This is a genomic window from Pseudomonas sp. CGJS7, from assembly GCF_036961695.1.
Genome location: NZ_JBAMDI010000071.1, coordinates 37,750 through 56,605, shown reverse-complemented (window position 1 = coordinate 56,605; position 18,856 = coordinate 37,750). Strand labels below are relative to the sequence as shown.

10 protein-coding genes are annotated in these 18,856 nt (G+C 66.5%); 5 read left to right on the top strand and 5 right to left on the bottom strand.

Translation table 11 applies throughout. The annotated features are described in order from the left end of the window. A partial coding sequence (locus V7787_RS32460) for a CHAD domain-containing protein (protein ID WP_336091478.1) occupies positions 1 to 457 on the bottom strand: 457 nt, incomplete at its 3' end. A 66-nt stretch (positions 458 to 523) separates the two neighbouring features. Between V7787_RS32460 and mutM the strand changes: the two genes are divergently transcribed. From mutM to V7787_RS32445, 3 genes are all read left to right on the top strand, one after another. After that, on the top strand, positions 524 to 1,336 hold the full coding sequence (mutM, locus tag V7787_RS32455) for a bifunctional DNA-formamidopyrimidine glycosylase/DNA-(apurinic or apyrimidinic site) lyase (protein WP_336091477.1): 813 nt from the start codon (positions 524 to 526) through the stop codon (positions 1,334 to 1,336). Between the two features lie 233 nt (positions 1,337 to 1,569). Continuing rightward, the gene (locus V7787_RS32450) at positions 1,570 to 2,142 is read left to right on the top strand and encodes an ECF-type sigma factor (RefSeq protein WP_336091476.1); all 573 of its coding nucleotides are present in this window, start codon (positions 1,570 to 1,572) and stop codon (positions 2,140 to 2,142) included. A gap of 127 nt (positions 2,143 to 2,269) precedes the next feature. After that, positions 2,270 to 5,101 carry a serine/threonine-protein kinase gene (locus V7787_RS32445; protein ID WP_336091475.1) on the top strand — a complete coding sequence of 944 codons (2,832 nt, stop codon included), beginning with the start codon at positions 2,270 to 2,272 and terminating at the stop codon, positions 5,099 to 5,101. A gap of 40 nt (positions 5,102 to 5,141) precedes the next feature. Here the strand turns inward: V7787_RS32445 and V7787_RS32440 are convergent, their stop codons facing one another. From V7787_RS32440 to V7787_RS32425, 4 genes are all read right to left on the bottom strand, one after another. Next, positions 5,142 to 5,585 (bottom strand): hypothetical protein, encoded by a 444-nt coding sequence (locus tag V7787_RS32440; RefSeq protein ID WP_336091474.1) that lies wholly within the window; start codon positions 5,583 to 5,585, stop codon positions 5,142 to 5,144. Between the two features lie 190 nt (positions 5,586 to 5,775). Further along, positions 5,776 to 6,177: a hypothetical protein gene (locus V7787_RS32435; RefSeq protein ID WP_336091473.1), complete on the bottom strand. Its 402-nt coding sequence runs from the start codon at positions 6,175 to 6,177 to the stop codon at positions 5,776 to 5,778. Positions 6,178 to 6,310: 133 nt separating this feature from the next. Beyond that, a complete protein-coding gene (locus tag V7787_RS32430) occupies positions 6,311 to 10,204 on the bottom strand; it encodes a translocation/assembly module TamB domain-containing protein (protein ID WP_336091472.1) in 3,894 nt (1,297 codons plus the stop codon). Between the two features lie 27 nt (positions 10,205 to 10,231). Next, positions 10,232 to 12,190: an autotransporter assembly complex protein TamA gene (locus V7787_RS32425; protein WP_336091470.1), complete on the bottom strand. Its 1,959-nt coding sequence runs from the start codon at positions 12,188 to 12,190 to the stop codon at positions 10,232 to 10,234. A 268-nt stretch (positions 12,191 to 12,458) separates the two neighbouring features. Here V7787_RS32425 and V7787_RS32420 point away from each other — a divergent pair, with 268 nt between their 5' ends. After that, a complete protein-coding gene (locus tag V7787_RS32420; RefSeq protein WP_336091469.1) occupies positions 12,459 to 15,371 on the top strand; it encodes a TonB-dependent receptor domain-containing protein in 2,913 nt (970 codons plus the stop codon). Between the two features lie 459 nt (positions 15,372 to 15,830). Then, a complete protein-coding gene (locus tag V7787_RS32415; RefSeq protein WP_336091467.1) occupies positions 15,831 to 18,713 on the top strand; it encodes a TonB-dependent receptor domain-containing protein in 2,883 nt (960 codons plus the stop codon). The last annotated feature ends 143 nt before the right edge of the window (positions 18,714 to 18,856 follow it).

The window sequence follows — 18,856 nt, the reverse complement described above, 5'->3', positions numbered from 1 at the left end:
CGGCCCGGCGGCGCGCACGCAGCAGCAGGGCGCGCACCTCGGCCTCGGCGTGGCTGCGCAGCAGCCGGTCCAGGGTTTCGACCAGAGCATGCGCGTCGCGCAGATTCGAGAGATTGAGATTGAGCCCGCGCAGCTCGCGATCGACCAAGGCAGCGCCGGGACCGAGCGCGTCGCCGCCCAAGGCCAACGCGGCGCGGGTCCGGCGCAGGCATTTGCGCGCCAGATGCACGCCGGCGTGGATGCGGTTGCCGCGCCAGCCCAGCGCGTCCAGGGCCTGGTCGAGCTCGCGGGTGGCGAAGGCGCGCAGGCGCAGGCCGGGCGGGCGCTCCGGGTCGGCGCCGGTGGGCTCGGCAATAGGGGACGAATCGGGTTCCGACCGGGCCGTAAGGCCGACGCCGCGCATCGCCCCGGACCGATGTCCGGCGGCCGCGTCCTCGGATGCGCTGGTCTGGGTCATGGCAACTCCCGACTTCGTCGCCGGCGCGTGTCGGCGCCGGCTTGACCGGGATAGTACGCTGGTGCCATGCCTGAATTACCTGAAGTCGAAACCACCCGGCGCGGCCTGGCGCCGCACCTGGAAGGCCGTCACGTGGTGACCGCGATCCTGCGTCGGCCCAACCTGCGCTGGCCGATCCCGCTGCAGATCGAAGACACCCTGCCCGGCCAGCGCATCGACGCGGTGCGCCGCCGCGCCAAGTACCTGTTGCTCGACACCCTCGCCGGCAGCGCCCTGCTGCACCTGGGCATGTCCGGCAGTCTGCGGGTGCTGCCGGCCGACACGCCGGTGCGCGATCACGACCACGTCGACTTGCTGCTCGACAGCGACCGCGTGCTGCGCTTCAACGACCCGCGCCGCTTCGGCTGCCTGCTGTGGCAGGCGCCCGGCGAAACCCACGAGTTGTTGCGCGAGCTCGGCCCGGAACCGCTGTCGGACGAGTTCCACGGCGACTACCTGTTCGAACTCAGCCGCGGCCGCAAGGCGCCGGTGAAGACGTTTTTGATGGATCAGAAAATCGTGGTCGGCGTCGGCAACATCTACGCCGCCGAAGCCTTGTTCGCCGCGGGCGTGTCGCCGCTGCGCGCGGCCGGCAAGGTCTCGCGCGAGCGTTACGCGGAGTTGGCTGGATCGATCAAAACCATCCTGGGTTACGCGATCCAGCGCGGCGGCACCACCTTGCGCGACTTCATCAGCCCCGACGGCGCGCCGGGCTATTTCGAGCAGGAACTGTCGGCCTACGGGCGCGGCGGCGAGCCCTGCCCGCGCTGCGGCCGCCCGCTCAAACAAGCCAGCATCGGCCAGCGCACCACGGTGTGGTGCGGGCATTGCCAGCGCTGAGCCGAGCGCGGCGAACGCCGCCCGATGGACGGTCGATGCAGCGCCGCCCATCGGTCCGTGAGCACGCTTGTCATCCATCGCGCGACTCGCGCGTTCACCCGCCGGGGTAATTTTTGTGCATTCCGCTTGCCCGGCGCGTGGCGCATTTCGGCCGCGGCGTGCAGGATTGATGCCACCAACGTCCCTGCCAAGGGAAGATGAACGCGCTATAGTCGCGTCCAGTCGAGGGGTATATGGCCGATAGCGCAGACATCACCATCCTGCTGGATGCCGCCCGCGAGGGCGACCGCGGCGCGCTCGATCGCGTGCTGGCGACGCTGTACCAGGAACTGCACACCATGGCCCGGCGTCAGCTCGCCGGCCAACACGGGCAGACCCTGGATGCGACCGCGCTGGTGCACGAGGCGTATCTGAAACTGGTCGGGCGGCGCGAGGCGCAGTTCGACGATCGCGCGCATTTCTTCGCCTACGCCGCCTCGGCGATGCGCAGCGTGGTGGTCGATTACGCGCGTCAGCGTCTGGCGCAAAAGCGCGGCGGCGACTTGCACCGGGTCACCGAATTGCCCGAAGACGTCGAAGGCGGCCTGCGCCTGGACGAAGACACGCTCGGCCTGGACACCGCGCTGACCAAGCTGGCCGCGGTCGATCAACGCCTGGCGCAAGTGGTGGAGCTGCGCTATTTCGCCGGCCTGTCCGAGCTGGAAATCGCAGCGCTGCTGCAGCGTTCCGAACGCAGCATCCGCCGCGACTGGCAGAAGGCGCGGCTGTTCCTGTTGGCCTCGCTGCAGGACGAGCCCAACCGCTGACGGCGCCCACGTCGCCGGCCGCGCACGCGCGGCGCGCCTGCAAGGAATGCGCAACGTCATGACCGTCACCGCATCCGCGTTCACCGATCCGGCCCGCACCACGGCGCCGCCGCCGGCCTGATCGCGCATGGATGCCGAACGCTGGCAACGCCTGTCGCCGCTGCTCGACGCGCTGCTCGAGCTGGAACCCGACGCCCGCGCCGAACGCCTGCGCGAACTGCGCGCCGACGATCCGCAACTGGCCGACGATCTGGCCGGACTGATCGCGCTGGAAGAAGGCCATGAAGATTTCCTGTCCGAACCGCTGGTCGCGCCGCAGCAAACGGGCATGCGCCCGGGCGTGGAAGTCGGCTCCTACCGGCTGGAAAGCCTGCTCGGCGAAGGCGGCATGGGCCAGGTGTGGCTGGCCTCGCGCGCCGACGGCCTGTACCAGCGCCGGGTCGCGCTGAAGCTGCTGCGGCCGGGCCTGGCCGACACCAATCTGCGCACCCGCTTCACCCGCGAACGGCAGATCCTCGCGCGCCTGGCCCACCCCCACATCGCCCGCCTGCTCGACGCCGGGGTGACCCGCGACGGCCTGCCGTATCTGGCGCTGGAATACGTCGAAGGCGAGCCGATCACCGACTACTGCCGCAATCAGCGCACCTCGCTGGACAAGCGCCTGCGCATGTTCCAGCAGATCTGCGACGCGGTCAGCCACGCCCACGCCAATCTGATCGTCCACCGCGACCTCAAGCCGTCCAACATCATGGTCACCCCGGGCGGCGACGTGCGCCTGCTCGATTTCGGCATCGCCAAACTGCTCGACAGCAGCGACGTGCCGCTGCCCGAACAGACCCGCACCGGCGCGCGCGCGTTCACCCTGCACTACGCCGCGCCCGAACAAGTGCGCGGCGAACCGGTCACCACCATGACCGACGTGTACTCGCTCGGCGTGGTGCTGTACGAACTGCTCACCGACGCCAAGCCCTACAAACTCAAGCGCCAGACCGACGCGGAATGGGAAGAGGCGATTCTCGCCGCCGATCCGCTGCGACCTTCGCAAGCGGTGCTGCGCTACGCCGACGCCAGCGACGACGATCTCGACCCGGTCTCGCTGCGCCGATTGGGCCGGCAGCTGGCCGGCGATCTGGACAACATCGTCCTCAAGACCCTGGCCAAGCGGCCGGAACAACGCTATCCCTCGGTGGAAGCGCTGTCGCTGGACCTGCAGCGCTTCGAAGCCGGACGGCCGGTGATGGCGCGCGCGCAAAGCCTGCGCTATCGCTTCAACAAATACGTCGCCCGTCATCGCTGGGCGTTGGCGACCGCGGCGCTGGTGGCGGTGGTGCTCAGCGTCGCGCTCGGCATCGTCGCCTGGCAAGCGCGCGAAGCGGTCGGCGAAGCCGCGCGCGCGCAGGCGATGCAGGACTTCATGGTCGGCCTGTTCGAAAGCGCGCGCGGCACGCCCGAAGGCGACGCGCTGGACCTGCGCGGCTTGCTCGACGCGGCGGTCGCGCGCGGCAACCGCGAACTCGCGCGCCAGCCGCGCACCCGCGCCGAACTGTTCGGGGTGATCGCGCGCCTGCGCACTAGCCTTGGCGACTACAACGAAGCGCGCGCGCTGCTCGACCGCCAGACCTCGATCCTGGCCTCGGCCGACGACATCCCCAACAGCCTGCGCCTGGAATCGCTGAGCCAGCGCGGCAAAGTGTTGCGGCTGCTGAACCTGCCGCGCGACTGCGCCGTGCTGATGCAACCCGCGCTGGACCTGGCCCGGCGCGAACAATCGCAACTGCCGCTGCAATCGAGCGAGTTCTATTCCGAACTCGGCCGCTGCCGCCGCGCCAACGGCGAGCGCCAGGGCGCGCGGCAGTTGTTCGAACGCTCGCTGGTGGTGCGCCGCGAAATGCTGGAAAACACCGACGTCGGCGAAGTCGAAAACCTGATGGACCTGGCCGGCCTGCAAGCCGACGCCGGACAAAGCCGCGAAGCGCTGCAGGGCCTGGAACAAGCACGCCGGCGCCTGCAACAAAGCGTCGGCGACCGCCACCCGCTGCAAGTGGAGATCGGCTACAACCTGGCCGCGCTGCGCCGCGAACTGGGCCAACTCGGCGACGCCGAACGCGACGCCAGCGAAGCCTTGGCGATCGCCCTGGAAGTCAACGGCGCGCAACATCCCGCGACCTTGGCCGTGCGCCGGCAACTGGCCGCGCTGCATGTCGACCAAGGCCAGTTCGTGCAAGCGCAGAACGAATACGAACTCATCCGCGGCCTGCTGACCCAACGCCTGGGCCCCGAGCATCCGGAACTGGCCGGCGTGCGCAGCGCGCTCGCCCTGATCGCCTGGGAACGCGGCGACCAGGACCGCGCGATGGGCGAGATCAAACGCGCGGTCGACATCGCCCGAAAAAATCCCGACCTCGCCGCGCGCGGCGAGCATCTGGCCGACCTGCTGTTCGACCAGGCCCAGATGCTGCACGCCGCCGGCCGCGACACCGAAGCGCGCGGACTGCTGGAACACGCCCGCAACCTGCGCCTGAAACGCCTCGGCCCCGACCACGGCAGCGTCGGCGACACCGAACGTCTGCTTGGCGACGTGGAAATGTCGCTGGGCGAACCCGAACTGGCGCTGCCGCGGCTGCAGCGCGCGCTACAGATCGCACGCAAGGCTTACGGCCCGCGCCACCCCAACACCCGCCACGCCGAGCTCGACCTGGCCCGCGCCGAAGCCAGCAGCGGCGACAGCTCCGCGCTGGTTCAACTCGACACGCTGGCGCAACTGCCGACCACCGACGAAGCCCTGCGCGAAATCGGCTGGCGCGCCCAGGCCTACGCCGCGCAGGCGCGCTGTGTGGCGACGCAGCGTGGGCAGGCGCGGGCGACGTTGGATGGGTTGCTGCGCACTATCGATGAGGCGCGGCCGGATGGCAGCGAGGTGGCGCGGGAGGTGCAGGCGATTCGGGATGCTTGTCAGTGAGGCAGCGGCGCAAGCTCAGCAGCTTCGCCCGCACGCCCGCTCAAAATGGTTCAGACCTGCGAGTGTGACCTCGCGAGAAAATTCTTTTGAAGTACATGTAACAGATGTACAGCGCGACAAGACCGATGGGTACCACGACCAACGGGGCTCCGCTGATCGACTCTCCGGCATACAGCTTGCTTCCGAGAACGAAGGTGCAGCGCAGAAAGATCGACAGAAAAAATAGCGCGCCGATCCAGGTCAAGAACTTGCTGGGCCTGGCCGTTTGACCACGCTGGCACGAACCGTCTTTCCCCGCGAGCATACCTGCGAAAGATATATAGCCAAAATACAGAGATCCGAGACCGGCGATCACCATCACTGCCCATTGCTCAGCGCTTATCGGCACTCCGGCATACAGCTCGAGCCCGGTGAAAAACACGCACCTCAAAAATAAAGACAGTGAAAGCAGCGCCCATATCCAAGTCCCCAATTTGCTAGACATCGCTATCTCATAGCATTGGCGCAAAGCGCCACTTGAACATACACCTCTTTATCGTCCTGCGGCATCGCGCGACGGTTAAAGAGTCTCTACGACGACATGCTACTCTGGAGTTAGCTCCAGCAAATCCATCAGGCCCACATCCTCGCCGGCCTGAGTCAAGATGGTCGTGATTTGGCTGCGGCTGTGCGCCTCAGCTTCGCCCATCGCTATCGTCCATGACCTGCAACGACGATCTTCCATGCGCGAGCAATACCGCAAAACCAAAATAACCAGCGCTGGTCGCCCCTAAGAACAATGCCGTCGGCAGAAGCGCACTTTGCTTCATGGCTTCGTATTTCAAGCCGATGAGAAGCGCTAAGCCAACGCAATACAGACCGAGGCAAGCCAGACCTGCTCCTGGCCCAAAGATCAGCAATGGCGCGCGCCAAAACTTTGCCGCACGCCAACCAGAAACAAGAATAAAGAAAGCCACGTAATACGCGGCAACCTCACCTCCGCTGACTGCATCGCCCAGCGAGAGAAGCGCCAAGCGCACTGCGGCGGCAAGCATACCGAGCACCACCGCCCAGCGCAGCAGGATCGACAAGCTCATTTCTTACGTCCGCGCTGTCTGAGTCAGCATCCAAACCGGCACGTCATTCCTGTCGGGCTCGCAATCTCGACCGTCGCGCCATCCGCACTGGATAGCACACATAAACAAGTTCGCCCCAGGGCGCGCGACCACCTTACTTTTCCTTCCGCCAATTCACCGAAGCCCGATTCTCCAACGTACTCGACTCGATCTCGATATCGAACCCCTTGCGCAACAGGTACTTCAACGTCAGCACCTGGCCCACGCCCAACAACGACACGCCATAGCCGACGTACAAACGCGGCGACAGATACTTGCCGACACCCAGCACCGACCCACCGAGCGCACGGCTCTCCATCACCCCGGCATCGTCGAGGCCGATCTTGGCGCCGAGCTGCGAGGCCAACAGGCCGCTGCCGGCCGACAACGCGGCGCTGGCGGCGTTGAGCTGCTTGCTCTCGTCGCCGCTGACCGACGACAGCGGCCGGCCCAGGGCCAGGTACGCCAGCGCTTCGGATTGCGAACTCGCCGGGTCGGACCAGACGTTGACCTGCGGCGCGCTGACTCGGCCGCTGATGTCGACGCCGGCCTTGACCGCGCCGACTTCGCGTTCGGCGCGCACGTCCAGGATCGGGTCGGACACCGGGCCGTTGTTCCAGTTGAGGTTGCCACGGCTGATCTGCAGTTTCTGGCCGTAGGCGGTGTAGCGGCCTTCGACGTTGAGCGCGCCGCTGGCGGTCATTTCGCGGCCGGGCTTGGAGCGCACGCGCATCTGTCCGCCGAGCTTGCCTTCCAGGCCGAAGCCGTTGAGTTTGACGTCCTCGCCGATGGCCAGGGTCAGATCGAGCTCCAGCGGCGAGGCGCCGGTGTCTTCCGGGTTGACCGGGTCGAGCACCACCACGTCTTCGGATGCGGACACGCCCTGATCGAGGCGTTCCAGGTCGATCCGCGCCGACGGGATCACGACTTTGCCGGTGACGTTCAGCGGCTGCCGGGCGGCATAACGCACGGTCAGATCCGGGTCGACCACCGCGCGCAGGTCGCGGGTGTCGGAGGCGAGCACGTTGCTGCCGCGCAGGTTCAGCACCAGCGGCGTGTCCTCGCCTTGCCAGCCCAGGGTGCCGTCGATGTTGAGGGTGCCCTCGCCCGAACGCAGGCTGCCGGCGATGCGCGCGCTGCCGTCGGGTTGCGCGTCCAGACGCACGTCGCCGTCGCGCAGGGCGATGCCCAGCGACGGCACTTCGGTGGTGAATTGCGACAAGCGCGCCTGGCCGCCGAGCAGCGGCTGCGAGCGCGTGCCGGCCAGGCTGATGCGCCCTTCCAGTTTGCCCTTGGGTTCGACGATGTCCGGCGAGAACAGCTCGATCCAGGTCAGCTCATCGGTATTGACCGCGATGTTGCCCGACAGCGGCGCGTAGGCGTCCCAACCGGTGGCGATGGTGGCGTCGACGCGGCCGTCGTCGTTGAAGCCCGCCTTCAATTCGGCGTTGAGTTTGTTCGGATCGAAGCTGCCCTTGAGCGACAGCGCGTTGTAACGCAGCAATTCGCGCCGCGCGCGCTCGCTGAACTTCAAGCCGCCGCCGCTGGAAGTCAGATCGAATTGACCGCGCCAGCCGTTGCCGACCGGACGCAACTCGGCGTCGAGCGCGATCTCGCCGCGCAGCACCCACGGCCGCTTGTCGCTGCGCTCGGGCAGATACGCCTGGGCCAACAACAAGGGCAGGCCCTGCCCCTTCAGATCGACGCCGCGACGCGGCCAGTCCGCGCTCGCGCACAGCGAACCGCCGCTGCTGGACGCCAAACAGGCGTTGCTCCAGGCGCCGTTGCGGCCGTCCCAGCGGAACTGCGCGGGCTGCTGCAAACGCCAGGACGCGCCCTTGCTCGGCGCCAACTGCAACGACGCCAACGCGCCCTGCCAGGTCGCGCCGCGTTTTTCCGCGTTGCCCGACAGATCCAGATTGGCGATCTCGCTGCGCGCCTGCGCCTGCAGCTGCAGCGCTTCGACCGCGCCGGCGGCGTCCACGCTCAACGACGACAAGGCCAGGCCGACATCGAGCTCGCTCGCACGCAATGCCAGCGCGCCGCCGCGGCCGCGCCAGGGCAAGCGGCCCTTGGCGCTGAAACTGGCGGCTTTGTAGTCGCCGTACTTGAGCGCGCTGCCGCTCAGGTCGGCATCGATGTTGGGCGCATCCGCCGCGCCGCTGAGCTTGAGCGTGCCGTTGAGGCTGCCCGCCGCGCTCGGCAACAGGTCGTTGAGTTGCAGCGGCGCGAACTTCGCATCGACATCGATGGCTTGCGCGTACTTGCCCTTGGCGTCGACCCGGCTGCCGCCGAGGGTCAGCGCCACTTCGCCTTCGTAGGCGTCGCCGGTCTTGCCGGGCGCGGCGCCGTGCATGACGAAATTGCCGCGTCCGCCGAGCGGGCGATCGCGCAGGCGTCCGCCCAGTTGTTCGGCGCTGGCCTTGATCTCCAGGCCGCCGTCGGCGCGGGTCGCGCCGGTGCTGGCGATCTTGCCGTCGATGGCGCCCTTGAACTCCGGCGCGAAGTAGCCCGGATCGAAGCCGGACAAAGTCGCCTTGAAATCCCAACCCAGCGCCGGCGCCCACGCCACATCGCCGCTGCCGTCGAGCAGGCCGGTCGGCATCTTGGCCTTGAGCGTTTTCACGTTCATGCGCTGGTCGTCGCCGCGCGCGTCGAACTCGACCGTGGCCGCCTGCTTGTCGCGCAGCAGCTTGGCGTTGCCGATCGCGGCCCAGGCCTTGACCGTGCCGGCGAAACCCAGGTCCGCGCTTTCCAGGGTCACTGCCGGGGTAGCCGGTGTCTGCGGCGCTTGCGAAGGCTTGGCGATCGACTTCAACGTGGTCGGCGCGGCCTGGCCGCCCCAGCTCAGGCCGCGGGCGTTGATCGAAAACTTGAACTGGCCGTTGTCGGCGTCGGTGAAATCGGCGTGGCCGCGCAAGGTCGCGGTGCCGTCGAACAAGCGCAGCGCCAGCGGCTGCACATCGAGCACCTGATCCTTCAGCGATACCTTGGACGGCAACACCGTCACCGCCAGATCGCCCTGGCGGAATTCGCCGTTCAGATCGGCCTTGCCGCCGACGCCGGAAGCATCGAAACGCAACGCCATCGGCGTGTCGCCGGGCTTGGCGTCGGGCGCGGTCAGCAGGCCGATGTCGAGCGCGTCGGCGCGCGCATGCAGTTGCCAGTTCGGATCGTCCTTGCCGCGCAAGGTCAGGGTCAAACGCAGCGGGCCCGGCGCGGCGCCGGCCACGGCCACGTCCATGCGCGCCAGATCGCCGCGCGCGACCAAACCCAATCGCGGCGGGGTGCGGCCGGCGGCGCTGGGCAGCAGGGCGGTTGCGACCAGATCGGTCTTGAAATCCTTGCGCGGCTCGTAGCCGCCGTGCACGGTGAAATGGCCGCGGTCGGTGTCGGCGTCGAGTTTCTCAACGTGCAACTTGCCCGACTGCGCGTCCAGACCGGCGCGCAAACGGCGCACGTCGATCAGATGCTCGCCGGCCTGACTGACCTTGAACCCGTCGATGCGCACGTCGTCGGCCTGCATGTCCAGCGGCGGCTCGATCTGCGGCAGCACTTCCGGCCAACGCGGCAGTTCGAACGGCTCATCGCTCTTTTCGATGTCGAGCGTGGCGGTTTCCACCTGCAACGCGTCCAGCCGCAGCTTGCGGCCCAGCAACGGACGCAGCGCCGGATCGATGTAGACGCGCTCGGCGGTGAACACGGTTTTCTTGTAAGCGAAACGCACCCCGCGCAGGGTCAGCGGACCCGACAGCGGGCCCTCGGCCGATCTCCAGGTAAAGGTGGAATCGGCCGGCAAGCGCGCGACGATCTGCGCCAGCAGCAGATCGCGTCCGGCGATGGTGGCGATCAGCCAATACACCGCGAAGGCGAGCAACAAGGTCAACGCGGCCGCGGCCAGGCTGCTGCGCCAGGCCCAACGTTTGGCGGCGGCGCGGCGGCGCTTGCGCCGCTCCAGCAATAGCTCTGCGGCGCTGGGGGTTTGCGATGGCGGGGGCGTATCGCTCATGGCTTGCAGGATCGTCCTTGCCGCGCCTTACAGATCGGCGCCGATGTTGAGATAAAGCTGGAAACCGGAATCGGGATGGTCCAGGCCGCGGGCGACGTCGATGCGCAACGGCCCGACCGGCGAGCGCCAACGCACGCCGACGCCGACGCCGGTACGCAGGTCCGGGCTGTCGTCGAACGCGCTGCCGCTGTCGACGAACACCGCCGCGCCCCAACTGTCGTTGAAGTACTGCTCGAACTCGACGCTGCCGGTGACCACGTTCTTGGCGCCGAGCGCGAAGGCCTTGCGGTCGGGCGCCGGCGGAATGCGCGGGCCGACTTCGCGCCATTCGTAGCCGCGGATGCTGCGGTCGCCGCCGGCGTAGAAGCGCAGCGACGGCGGCATGTCGACCAGCGAGTTGGTGAAGGTGTGTCCGAGCTCGCCGCGGGTGATCAGGCGGCTGCGCGGTCCCAGACCCTTGTACCAACGCGCGGTGACCTGCGCCTGCAGGAAGTTGGCGTCCGAACCCACCGCTTCCAGCCCGCCGCGCAACAACGCGGTGGCGCTGATGCCGTTGCGCGGATACAGGCGGTCGTCGGCGTCGATGTATTCGGCGCGCAGCGAGGGATACAGGAACGTCGCGGTGCGGTAGTCGATCGGTTTCGGCGGCGTGGTCGGATCGTCGTCGTCGTCGTCGGCATAGGCCCAACGCTCGCGCAGCCCGTGCAGCGACGCGGTCGCGGTCCAGTGCTGATTGATCTTGCCGCTGCGGCTGGCGACCAGTTCGATCCGGCGCGAATCGATGTAATCGGTCTGCTCGTCGGCGCCTTGCAGGCTGAAGGTGTACCAGCCGTCGAGCCAGGCGAAGGCGGGGATGCGGTACTGCAAGGTCGCGGTCTTGCGGCGTTCGGCGAAATCGATCTGCGCCAGCGCCTTGTGCCCGCGATCGTTGAGGTAACGCCGCTCCACGCCCAGGCGCACGCCGGCGCCGCTGTCGGTGCCGTAGCTGACGCCGGCGGTGTAGATGCTGCGCTTGGCCGGGGTCAGGGTGACCTTGACCGGCACTTGCCCGTCGACCGCGTTTTCCGGCTGCGGTTCGATGTCGATGCTGGCGAAATAGTCCAGCCGCGCCAGCGATTCGCGGAAGGTATCGAGCTTGCGCTGGTGGTAGTAGCTGCCTTGTTCCCAGTACACCAGGCGCTCAAGCAAGCTGTCGCGGATGATCCGCTTGGGCGTTTGCTCGAAGCTGATCGGGCCCATGTCGTAGCGTGAGCCGCTGGTCCAGACCAAGTCAATCGCAGCGGCATGTTCCGCGCGCGTAATCTCCACCCGCCGCGAAGAAAAATCAGCGTCGAAGTAACCTCGTTCCGCTAATCGCCGGCTGATCTTGGTCTTGCTGGCCTCGTAGGCGGCGTGATCGAACACCTGATCCGGGCCGGGCTTGAATGCGGCCAGATCCTGCTTGAGGTAACGATCGTCGCTGCCGGCGCCGAGGATGGCGATGTCGGAACGGCGCACCTTGACCGGCGCGCCCTTGTCGACGGTGATGACCACATTCACCGGCGGCGAGGCGGCGCGCGGCGCGGCGGCGGCTGGACTCGATCCCGAATCGCTGGCCGCGCCGGCATCGGCATCGGCCGGATTGGACGAGCCGGCGCCGGTGTCGCCCGGGTCGGCATCGGCCGGCGCATTGGGATCGCTGCCGGCCGGCGTCGCGATCCGCCGGGTGCCGCGCGAGTCCTCGATCTTGATCGTCGGCGAGTAATAGCCGAACGGCTCCAGCGCCTCGCGCGTTTCGTTCTCCGCCTCGCGCAGCAAATACCCCAGCCGGCGCCCCGACACGTCCTTGCCGATGCTGTCCACCAACGACAGCGAGACCCGCACGTTGTGGGTCATGGCCTCATCCAGGCCGTGGATCTCGACTTTGCCGACTGTGGCGCCGAAAGCCGCGCCGGCGGCCCCGAAGCACAGGGCTGCGGCAAAAAAAAGGCGGGGGATCAATAGCATAGCTACCAGAATAACCCGTAAAACCCGGTTCCATAAGCCGCAAAGCCCGATTCTGTTTACTGAATTAGGTCTCGGACTTTGCCGATTCGTTGCATCTGACGTTAAGAAGTCGTAATTTCGGTACCAGGGGAATGGATCGCGGGCACAGGGGGCTGCGTCGCGCGCATTAGGGCTCTCCTACAAAAAAGCCAAAAAAAGCCGCCCTCCCGCCACAGGGACGTCAGTCGGTAGGGACGCTATTTCAATGCATCTTTCAGGAGTCCACTTCGTGAACAGAAAGCTTCTTACCTCCGCGGTTTGCGTCGCGCTGACCAGTGCGGTCGCCCCGGCGTACGCCCAGCAGGCCGCGACGACATCCAACGAAGACGTCACCAAGATCGAAACCGTCACCGTCACCGGCTCGCGCATCTCCAACCCGAACGTCGTCTCGCCGGCCCCGGTCAGCGTGCTGACCGCCGAGGACATCAAGGCCACCGGCGCGATCAACATCGGCGACCTGCTGACGACCATGCCGCAGTTGGCCACCACCTTCACCATGGGCAACTCCGGCCGCTTCATCGGCACCGCCGGCGTGGCCATGCAGGATCTGCGCAACCTGGGCACCGCCCGCACCCTGGTCCTGGTCAACGGCCGCCGCATGGTCGGCGCCTCGGCCGGCACCTCGGCGGTCGATACCAACCTGATTCCGGCCGACTGGGTCGAGCGCGTGGAAGTCATCACCGGCGGCGCGTCCGCGGTGTACGGCGCCGACGCGGTCTCCGGCGTGGTCAACTTCATCCTCAAGAAGAAGTACGAAGGCGTGAATCTGCACGCGCAGATCAACGACAGCCAGCACGGCAGCTTCGGCAAGCAGTTCATCTCGGTGACCGGCGGCGGCAACTTCGCCGAGGACCGCGGCAACTTCGCCCTGTCCTACGAGCACAGCCAGCAGCAGAGCCTGATGTTCGGCGACCGCTTCGGCAACCAGGCCTACCGCGCCCTGCGCACCCCGGGCACCGCCTTCGACACCACCCTGGTCGGCGACGCCGGCAACTACACCATCACCAACGCCGGCACCTTCTCGCTGGGCAGCAACTTCAATCCGGACCTGCGCTACACCTTCGATCGCAACGGCCAGGTGCGCAAGCAGCGCTTCGACGGCGCGGTCGACCGCAACAGCAACGCCACCTGCACCAACTGCGACCGCCTGGACAACAACCAGATGCTGCAGCTGCAGCCGCGCTACAAGCGCGACACGGTCAGCGCCGTCGCCGGCTTCGATCTGAACCAGGATCACCGCCTGTACTTCGAAGGCATGTACAGCAAGGTGCACAGCAAGACCACCTCCTCGCCGGCGTTCGGCGCCACCGGCAATCCGCACATCATCGAACGCGACAACGCGTACATGACCCCGGAATTGCTGGCCCTCATCGGCTCGCGCGCGTCGATCAATGTCGGCCGCAACGACGTCGATGCCGGCGGCCGCGGCGAAGACACCGACCGCCAGACCGCGCGCGTGGTGTTCGGCGCCGAAGGCGCGGCGTTCGGCAGCGAGAGCAACTGGCTGTACGACGTGTCGGTCAACTACGGCCGCACTCACGAGCGTCGCCGCAACCTCAACAACCGCCACATGGAACGCTTCTACGCGGGCCTGGACGCGGTCAAGGACGCCAACGGCAACATCGTGTGCCGCTCCAAGATCGATCCGACCCACGTCAACCTGGCGTACTACAACAACACCGGCACCCCGGACGGCATCATCTCGCCGGAAGTCGCGGCCAGCTGCATTCCGTTCTCGATCTTCGGCGAAGGCGCGATCAGCCCGGGCGCGGCCAACTGGTTCAACGTCACCACCATTTCCAAGGCGCGCCTGACCCAGTTCGTCGCCGGCGGTTCGCTGACCAACAACAACCTGTTCGAACTGCCGGCCGGTCCGGTCAGCTTCGGCGCCGGCGTCGAGTACCGCCGCGAGACCAGCCAGACCATCAACGATCCGCTGGACATCTCCGGCCAGACCTTCCTCAACGCGATCCCCAACGCCGGCGGTTCCTACAACGTCCGCGAAGTGTGGACGGAAGTGGCGATCCCGCTGCTGCACGACATCCCGCTGATCAAGAGCCTGACCGTCGGCGCCGCCGCGCGCTACTCCAAGTACGACACCATCGGCAGCACCAAGGCCTGGCGTTACAACCTGGACTGGGCGATCAATGACAGCCTGCGCATCCGCGGCAACATGTCGGCGGCGGTGCGCGCGCCGAACATCGACGAACTGTTCGGCGGCCAGTCGCAGAACTTCGGCGGCGTTTCCGATCCGTGCGACGTGCTCAACATCCGCAACGGCAAGGATCCGGCCGTGCGCGCCCGCAACTGCGCCGCGCTGGGCCTGCCGGCCGACTTCGAAGACACCTTCTCGGCCACCAACGAAGGCCTGCAGGGCAGCAACCCGGACCTGGATCCGGAAACCGGCCGCAGCTGGACCGCCGGCTTCGTGTTCACTCCGACCTTCCTGGAAGGCTTCGGCATGAACGTGGACTACTGGAAGATCCGCATCACCGACGCGATCGGCGCGCCGACCTTCCAGCAGACCGCCGACCGCTGCGTCGACAACCCGGCCGGCATCAACAACATCTACTGCACCAACACCCGCCGCGGTCCCGACGGCCAGATCGACTTCCTGGTCTCGATCAACCAGAACATCGCCGCCACCGAAACCGACGGCGTGGACATCGGCGTGTACTACTCCCACGACCTGTGGGGCGGCCGCATGCGTTGGGACGTCAACGCGACCAAGGTGCTGGGCTACACCGACTTCCCGTTCCAGGAAGACAAGGACGAAACGGTCGACCAGAACAAGACCCTGGGCTTCCCGGAATGGAAGGCGACCCTGCGCGTGGCCTACGCCCGCGACAACTGGGACGTGAACTGGAACACCCGCTACGCCGACGGCGGCCTGCGCGTGACCAACGAGACCTTCCGCTCCAATCCGAAGTCGGTCAACGTCTACAACGCCGGCTCCGGCGTCGCCCACGACGTGCGCGGCAGCTACAAGATCAAGGACACCGGCTGGCAGATCTACGGCGGCATCACCAACCTGTTCGACTCCGACCCGCCGATCAACCTGTTCGGCACCGGCTTCGGTTCGGGCCTGTACGACCAGATCGGCCGCGCTTACTACCTGGGCGTGAACTACAAGTTCTACTGATCGCGACGCCTGCGTACTTCCAGGCGGTAAACCCGAAAGAGCCGGCGCAAGCCGGCTCTTTCGCTTTCAGGCCCAGGCCGATCGAACGGCTTCGACAGGTCTAACCCATCGCGCGCGCGGCATCCGCCGATTGCGCGATTCGATGAAATTTTGCGCGAGCAAGCAAGCCACGCAAAACGTGCGCCCAAACACTCAAAATCAATTGGCCAAATTCGGCAAAGGATCAGAATTTTGTAACAGCTTGTATTTGTTGCAATTTTTTTCGACCCACTTTGCACATTCGTTGCGTCTTCCGTTAAGAAATCGTAGTTTCGGCCGCAGGGGATTGTCGGTCGGCGCGGGGGGCTGCGCGACGGACACTCGGGATCTCCTAATTCATCGATGCCAAACCAGTCTTCCAACACCAGGGAAGTCGCACGGTAAGGAAGCAATGTCTTTGCACATTTCCGGAGTCCACTCGTGAATAGAAAACTGCTCACCACCGCGGTCTGCACCGCGCTGATCAGCTCCATCGCACCGGCCTATGCCCAGCAGGCCAGCACCGGCGCTGACGACGACGTCACCAAGATCGAGACCGTCACCGTCACCGGCTCGCGCATTTCCAACCCGAACGTCGTGTCGGCGCAGCCGGTCAGCGTGCTGACCGCCGCCGACATCAAGGCCACCGGCGCGGTCAACATCGGCGACGTGCTGACCACGATGCCGCAGTTGGCGACCAGCTTCACCATGGGCAACTCCACCCAGTACATCGGCACCGCCGGCGTGGCGATGCAGGATCTGCGCAACCTCGGCACCGCCCGCACCCTGGTGCTGGTCAACGGCCGCCGCATGGTCGGTTCCTCCTCCGGCACGACTGCCGTCGACACCAACCTGATTCCCGCCGACTGGATCGAACGCGTCGAAATCATCACCGGCGGCGCTTCGGCCGTATACGGCGCCGACGCCGTCTCCGGCGTGGTCAACTTCATCCTCAAGAAGAAGTACGAAGGCGCGAACGTCCACGCCCAGTACGGCACCAGCCAGCACGGCAGCTTCGACAAGGCTTTCGTCGCGGTCACCGCCGGCACCAACTTCGCCGACGACCGCGGCAACATCGCCGCTTCGCTCGAGCATTCGCGCCAGGACAGCCTGGAGTTCCGCGATCGCTTCGGCAACGAAGACCTGACCACGATCAGCACCCCGGGCTCGGAATACAGCCGCGCATTCTTCCGCAACGGCGGTTCTTACGAGTTCACCACCAACGGCGTGTTCGGTTCGAACTTCCGCGATCCCAGCACCTTGTACGTGTTCAATCCCGACGGCAGCTTCCGGCGTTTGCGCCAGGACGGCTTGGTCGACGCAGGCCGCAGAAGGTGCACCGACTGCGATCACAACGACAGCAACGGCTCGTTCCAGCTGCAGCCCAAGTACGACCGCACCACGCTCAACGCGACCGGCAGCTTCGACATCAATACCGATCACCGCCTGTACTTCGAAGGCATGTACAACAAGGTGAACGTGAAGTCGCGCGGCACCGCCGCGTTCAACACCTGGGGCACCTACGGCGGCCATTACATCGCCTCCGACAACGCCTATCTCAGCGACGCGCTGAAAGCGGCCACGGGCGGCGAAGACTTCGTGGTTTCGCGCGACGACCGCGACTCGGGTCTGCGCGGCGAAGACACCGAGCGCAAGACCCAGCGCCTGGTGATCGGCGCAGAGGGCGCGCTCGGCACCGATTGGCAGTACGACCTGTCGGTCAACTACGGCCGCACCCACGAACGCCGCGAGAACCTCAACAACCGTCACCGCGAGCGCTTCTACGCCGGCCTGGATGCGGTGACCGACTCCACCGGCAAGATCGTCTGCCGTTCGCAGCGCGATCCCGGTTCGCTCAATGTTTCGACCGGCGAGGTGATTTCCCCCGAAGTCGCGGCCAGCTGCATTCCTTTCAGCGTGTTCGGCGAAGGCGCGATCACTCCGCAAGCGCGCGACTGGTTCAACGTCACCACCCTGACCAAGACCCGTCTGACCCAGATGGTCGCCGGCGGTTCGCTGGTCAACAACAACCTGTTCGAACTGCCCGCCGGTCCGGTCAGCCTGGCCGCCGGCCTGGAATACCGCCGCGAAACCAGCAAGCAGATCAACGATCCGCTGGACATCTCCGGCGCGACCTTCCTCAACGCGATTCCCAGCTCCGGCGGCAACTACAACGTCCGCGAGCTGTGGCTGGAAACCGCGGTGCCGGTGCTGCACGACCTGCCGCTGATCAAGAACCTGACCATCGGCGGCGCGATCCGTTTCTCCGACTACAACACCATCGGCAACACCCGCGCCTGGCGTTACAACCTGGACTGGGTGATCAACGACAGCCTGCGTCTGCGCGGCAACGCGTCCTCGGCCGTGCGCGCGCCCAACATCGACGAGCTGTTCGGCGGGCAAAGCCAGAACTACGGCCTGATCGACGATCCTTGCGACGCGCAGGAAATCGGCCGCGCCAGCAATCCGGACGTTCGCCGCGCCAACTGCGCCGCACTGGGATTGCCGACGACGTTCCGCGACGAAATCAACGGCACCAACGAGGGCCTGTCGGGCAGCAACCCCAACCTCGAGCCGGAAACCGGCCGTACCTGGACCGCCGGCTTCGTGTTCACGCCGAGCTTCGTGGAAGGCCTGAGCATCAACGTCGACTACTGGGAAATCAAGCTGCGCAACGCGATCTCGATCCTCGATTTCGAGACCACCGCGCGCCGCTGCGTCGATACCCCCGGCGGCATCCAGAACATCTACTGCTCCAACGTCGTCCGCCGCGGCGACGGCCAGATCGATCACGTCACCGCGATCTACCAGAACATCGCCGCCAAGGAAACCGATGGCGTCGATATCGGGGTGCAGTACGCGCACGACCTGTACGGCGGCAAGATGAGCTGGAAGCTGGACGCCAGCCGCGTGCTCGGCTACACCGACTACCCGTTCCAGAACGATCCGGAATCGGCGGTGAAGTTCCTCAACGCTTTGGGCTATCCGAAGTGGAAGGCGAGCTTCAGCGCCAGTTATGCGCGCGACGATTGGCAGGCCAGTTGGAGCACCCGCTTCGTTTCCGGCGTCGCCCGCACCGACGACTACGACACCTACAAGGCCGATCCGTATTTCGTCACGCCCGGCAAGGCCGGCGCCGGCGTCGTCCACGACGTGCGCGTGGGCTACACCTTCGGCAAGACCGGCTGGGACGTGTACGGCGGCATCACCAACGTGTTCGATTCCGATCCGCCGCTGGCGATGTACGGCGACACCTTCGGTTCGGGCGTCTACGACACCATCGGCCGCGCGTACTACCTGGGCTTCAACTACAAGTTCCTCTGATCCCGGCGATCGGAAGGATTTGCACGCAACGCAAGGGAGCCGGCGCAAGCCGGCTCCCTTTTTTCGTGCGCGCGGCAACGGTCGACGGCCGCCCGCTGGCGGCAGGCGCGTGCCACAGACTCCTGGCGGCGACGGCGAAAGAA

Bases quoted from the DNA above. Each gene is read 5' to 3' on its own strand.
- V7787_RS32440 (WP_336091474.1), bottom strand. From the start codon at position 5,585: ATGTCTAGCAAATTGGGGACTTGGATATGGGCGCTGCTTTCACTGTCT.
- V7787_RS32425 (WP_336091470.1), bottom strand. From the start codon at position 12,190: ATGCTATTGATCCCCCGCCTTTTTTTTGCCGCAGCCCTGTGCTTCGGG.
- V7787_RS32435 (WP_336091473.1), bottom strand. From the start codon at position 6,177: ATGAGCTTGTCGATCCTGCTGCGCTGGGCGGTGGTGCTCGGTATGCTT.
- V7787_RS32445 (WP_336091475.1), top strand. From the start codon at position 2,270: ATGGATGCCGAACGCTGGCAACGCCTGTCGCCGCTGCTCGACGCGCTG.
- V7787_RS32430 (WP_336091472.1), bottom strand. From the start codon at position 10,204: ATGAGCGATACGCCCCCGCCATCGCAAACCCCCAGCGCCGCAGAGCTA.
- V7787_RS32450 (WP_336091476.1), top strand. From the start codon at position 1,570: ATGGCCGATAGCGCAGACATCACCATCCTGCTGGATGCCGCCCGCGAG.
- mutM (WP_336091477.1), top strand. From the start codon at position 524: ATGCCTGAATTACCTGAAGTCGAAACCACCCGGCGCGGCCTGGCGCCG.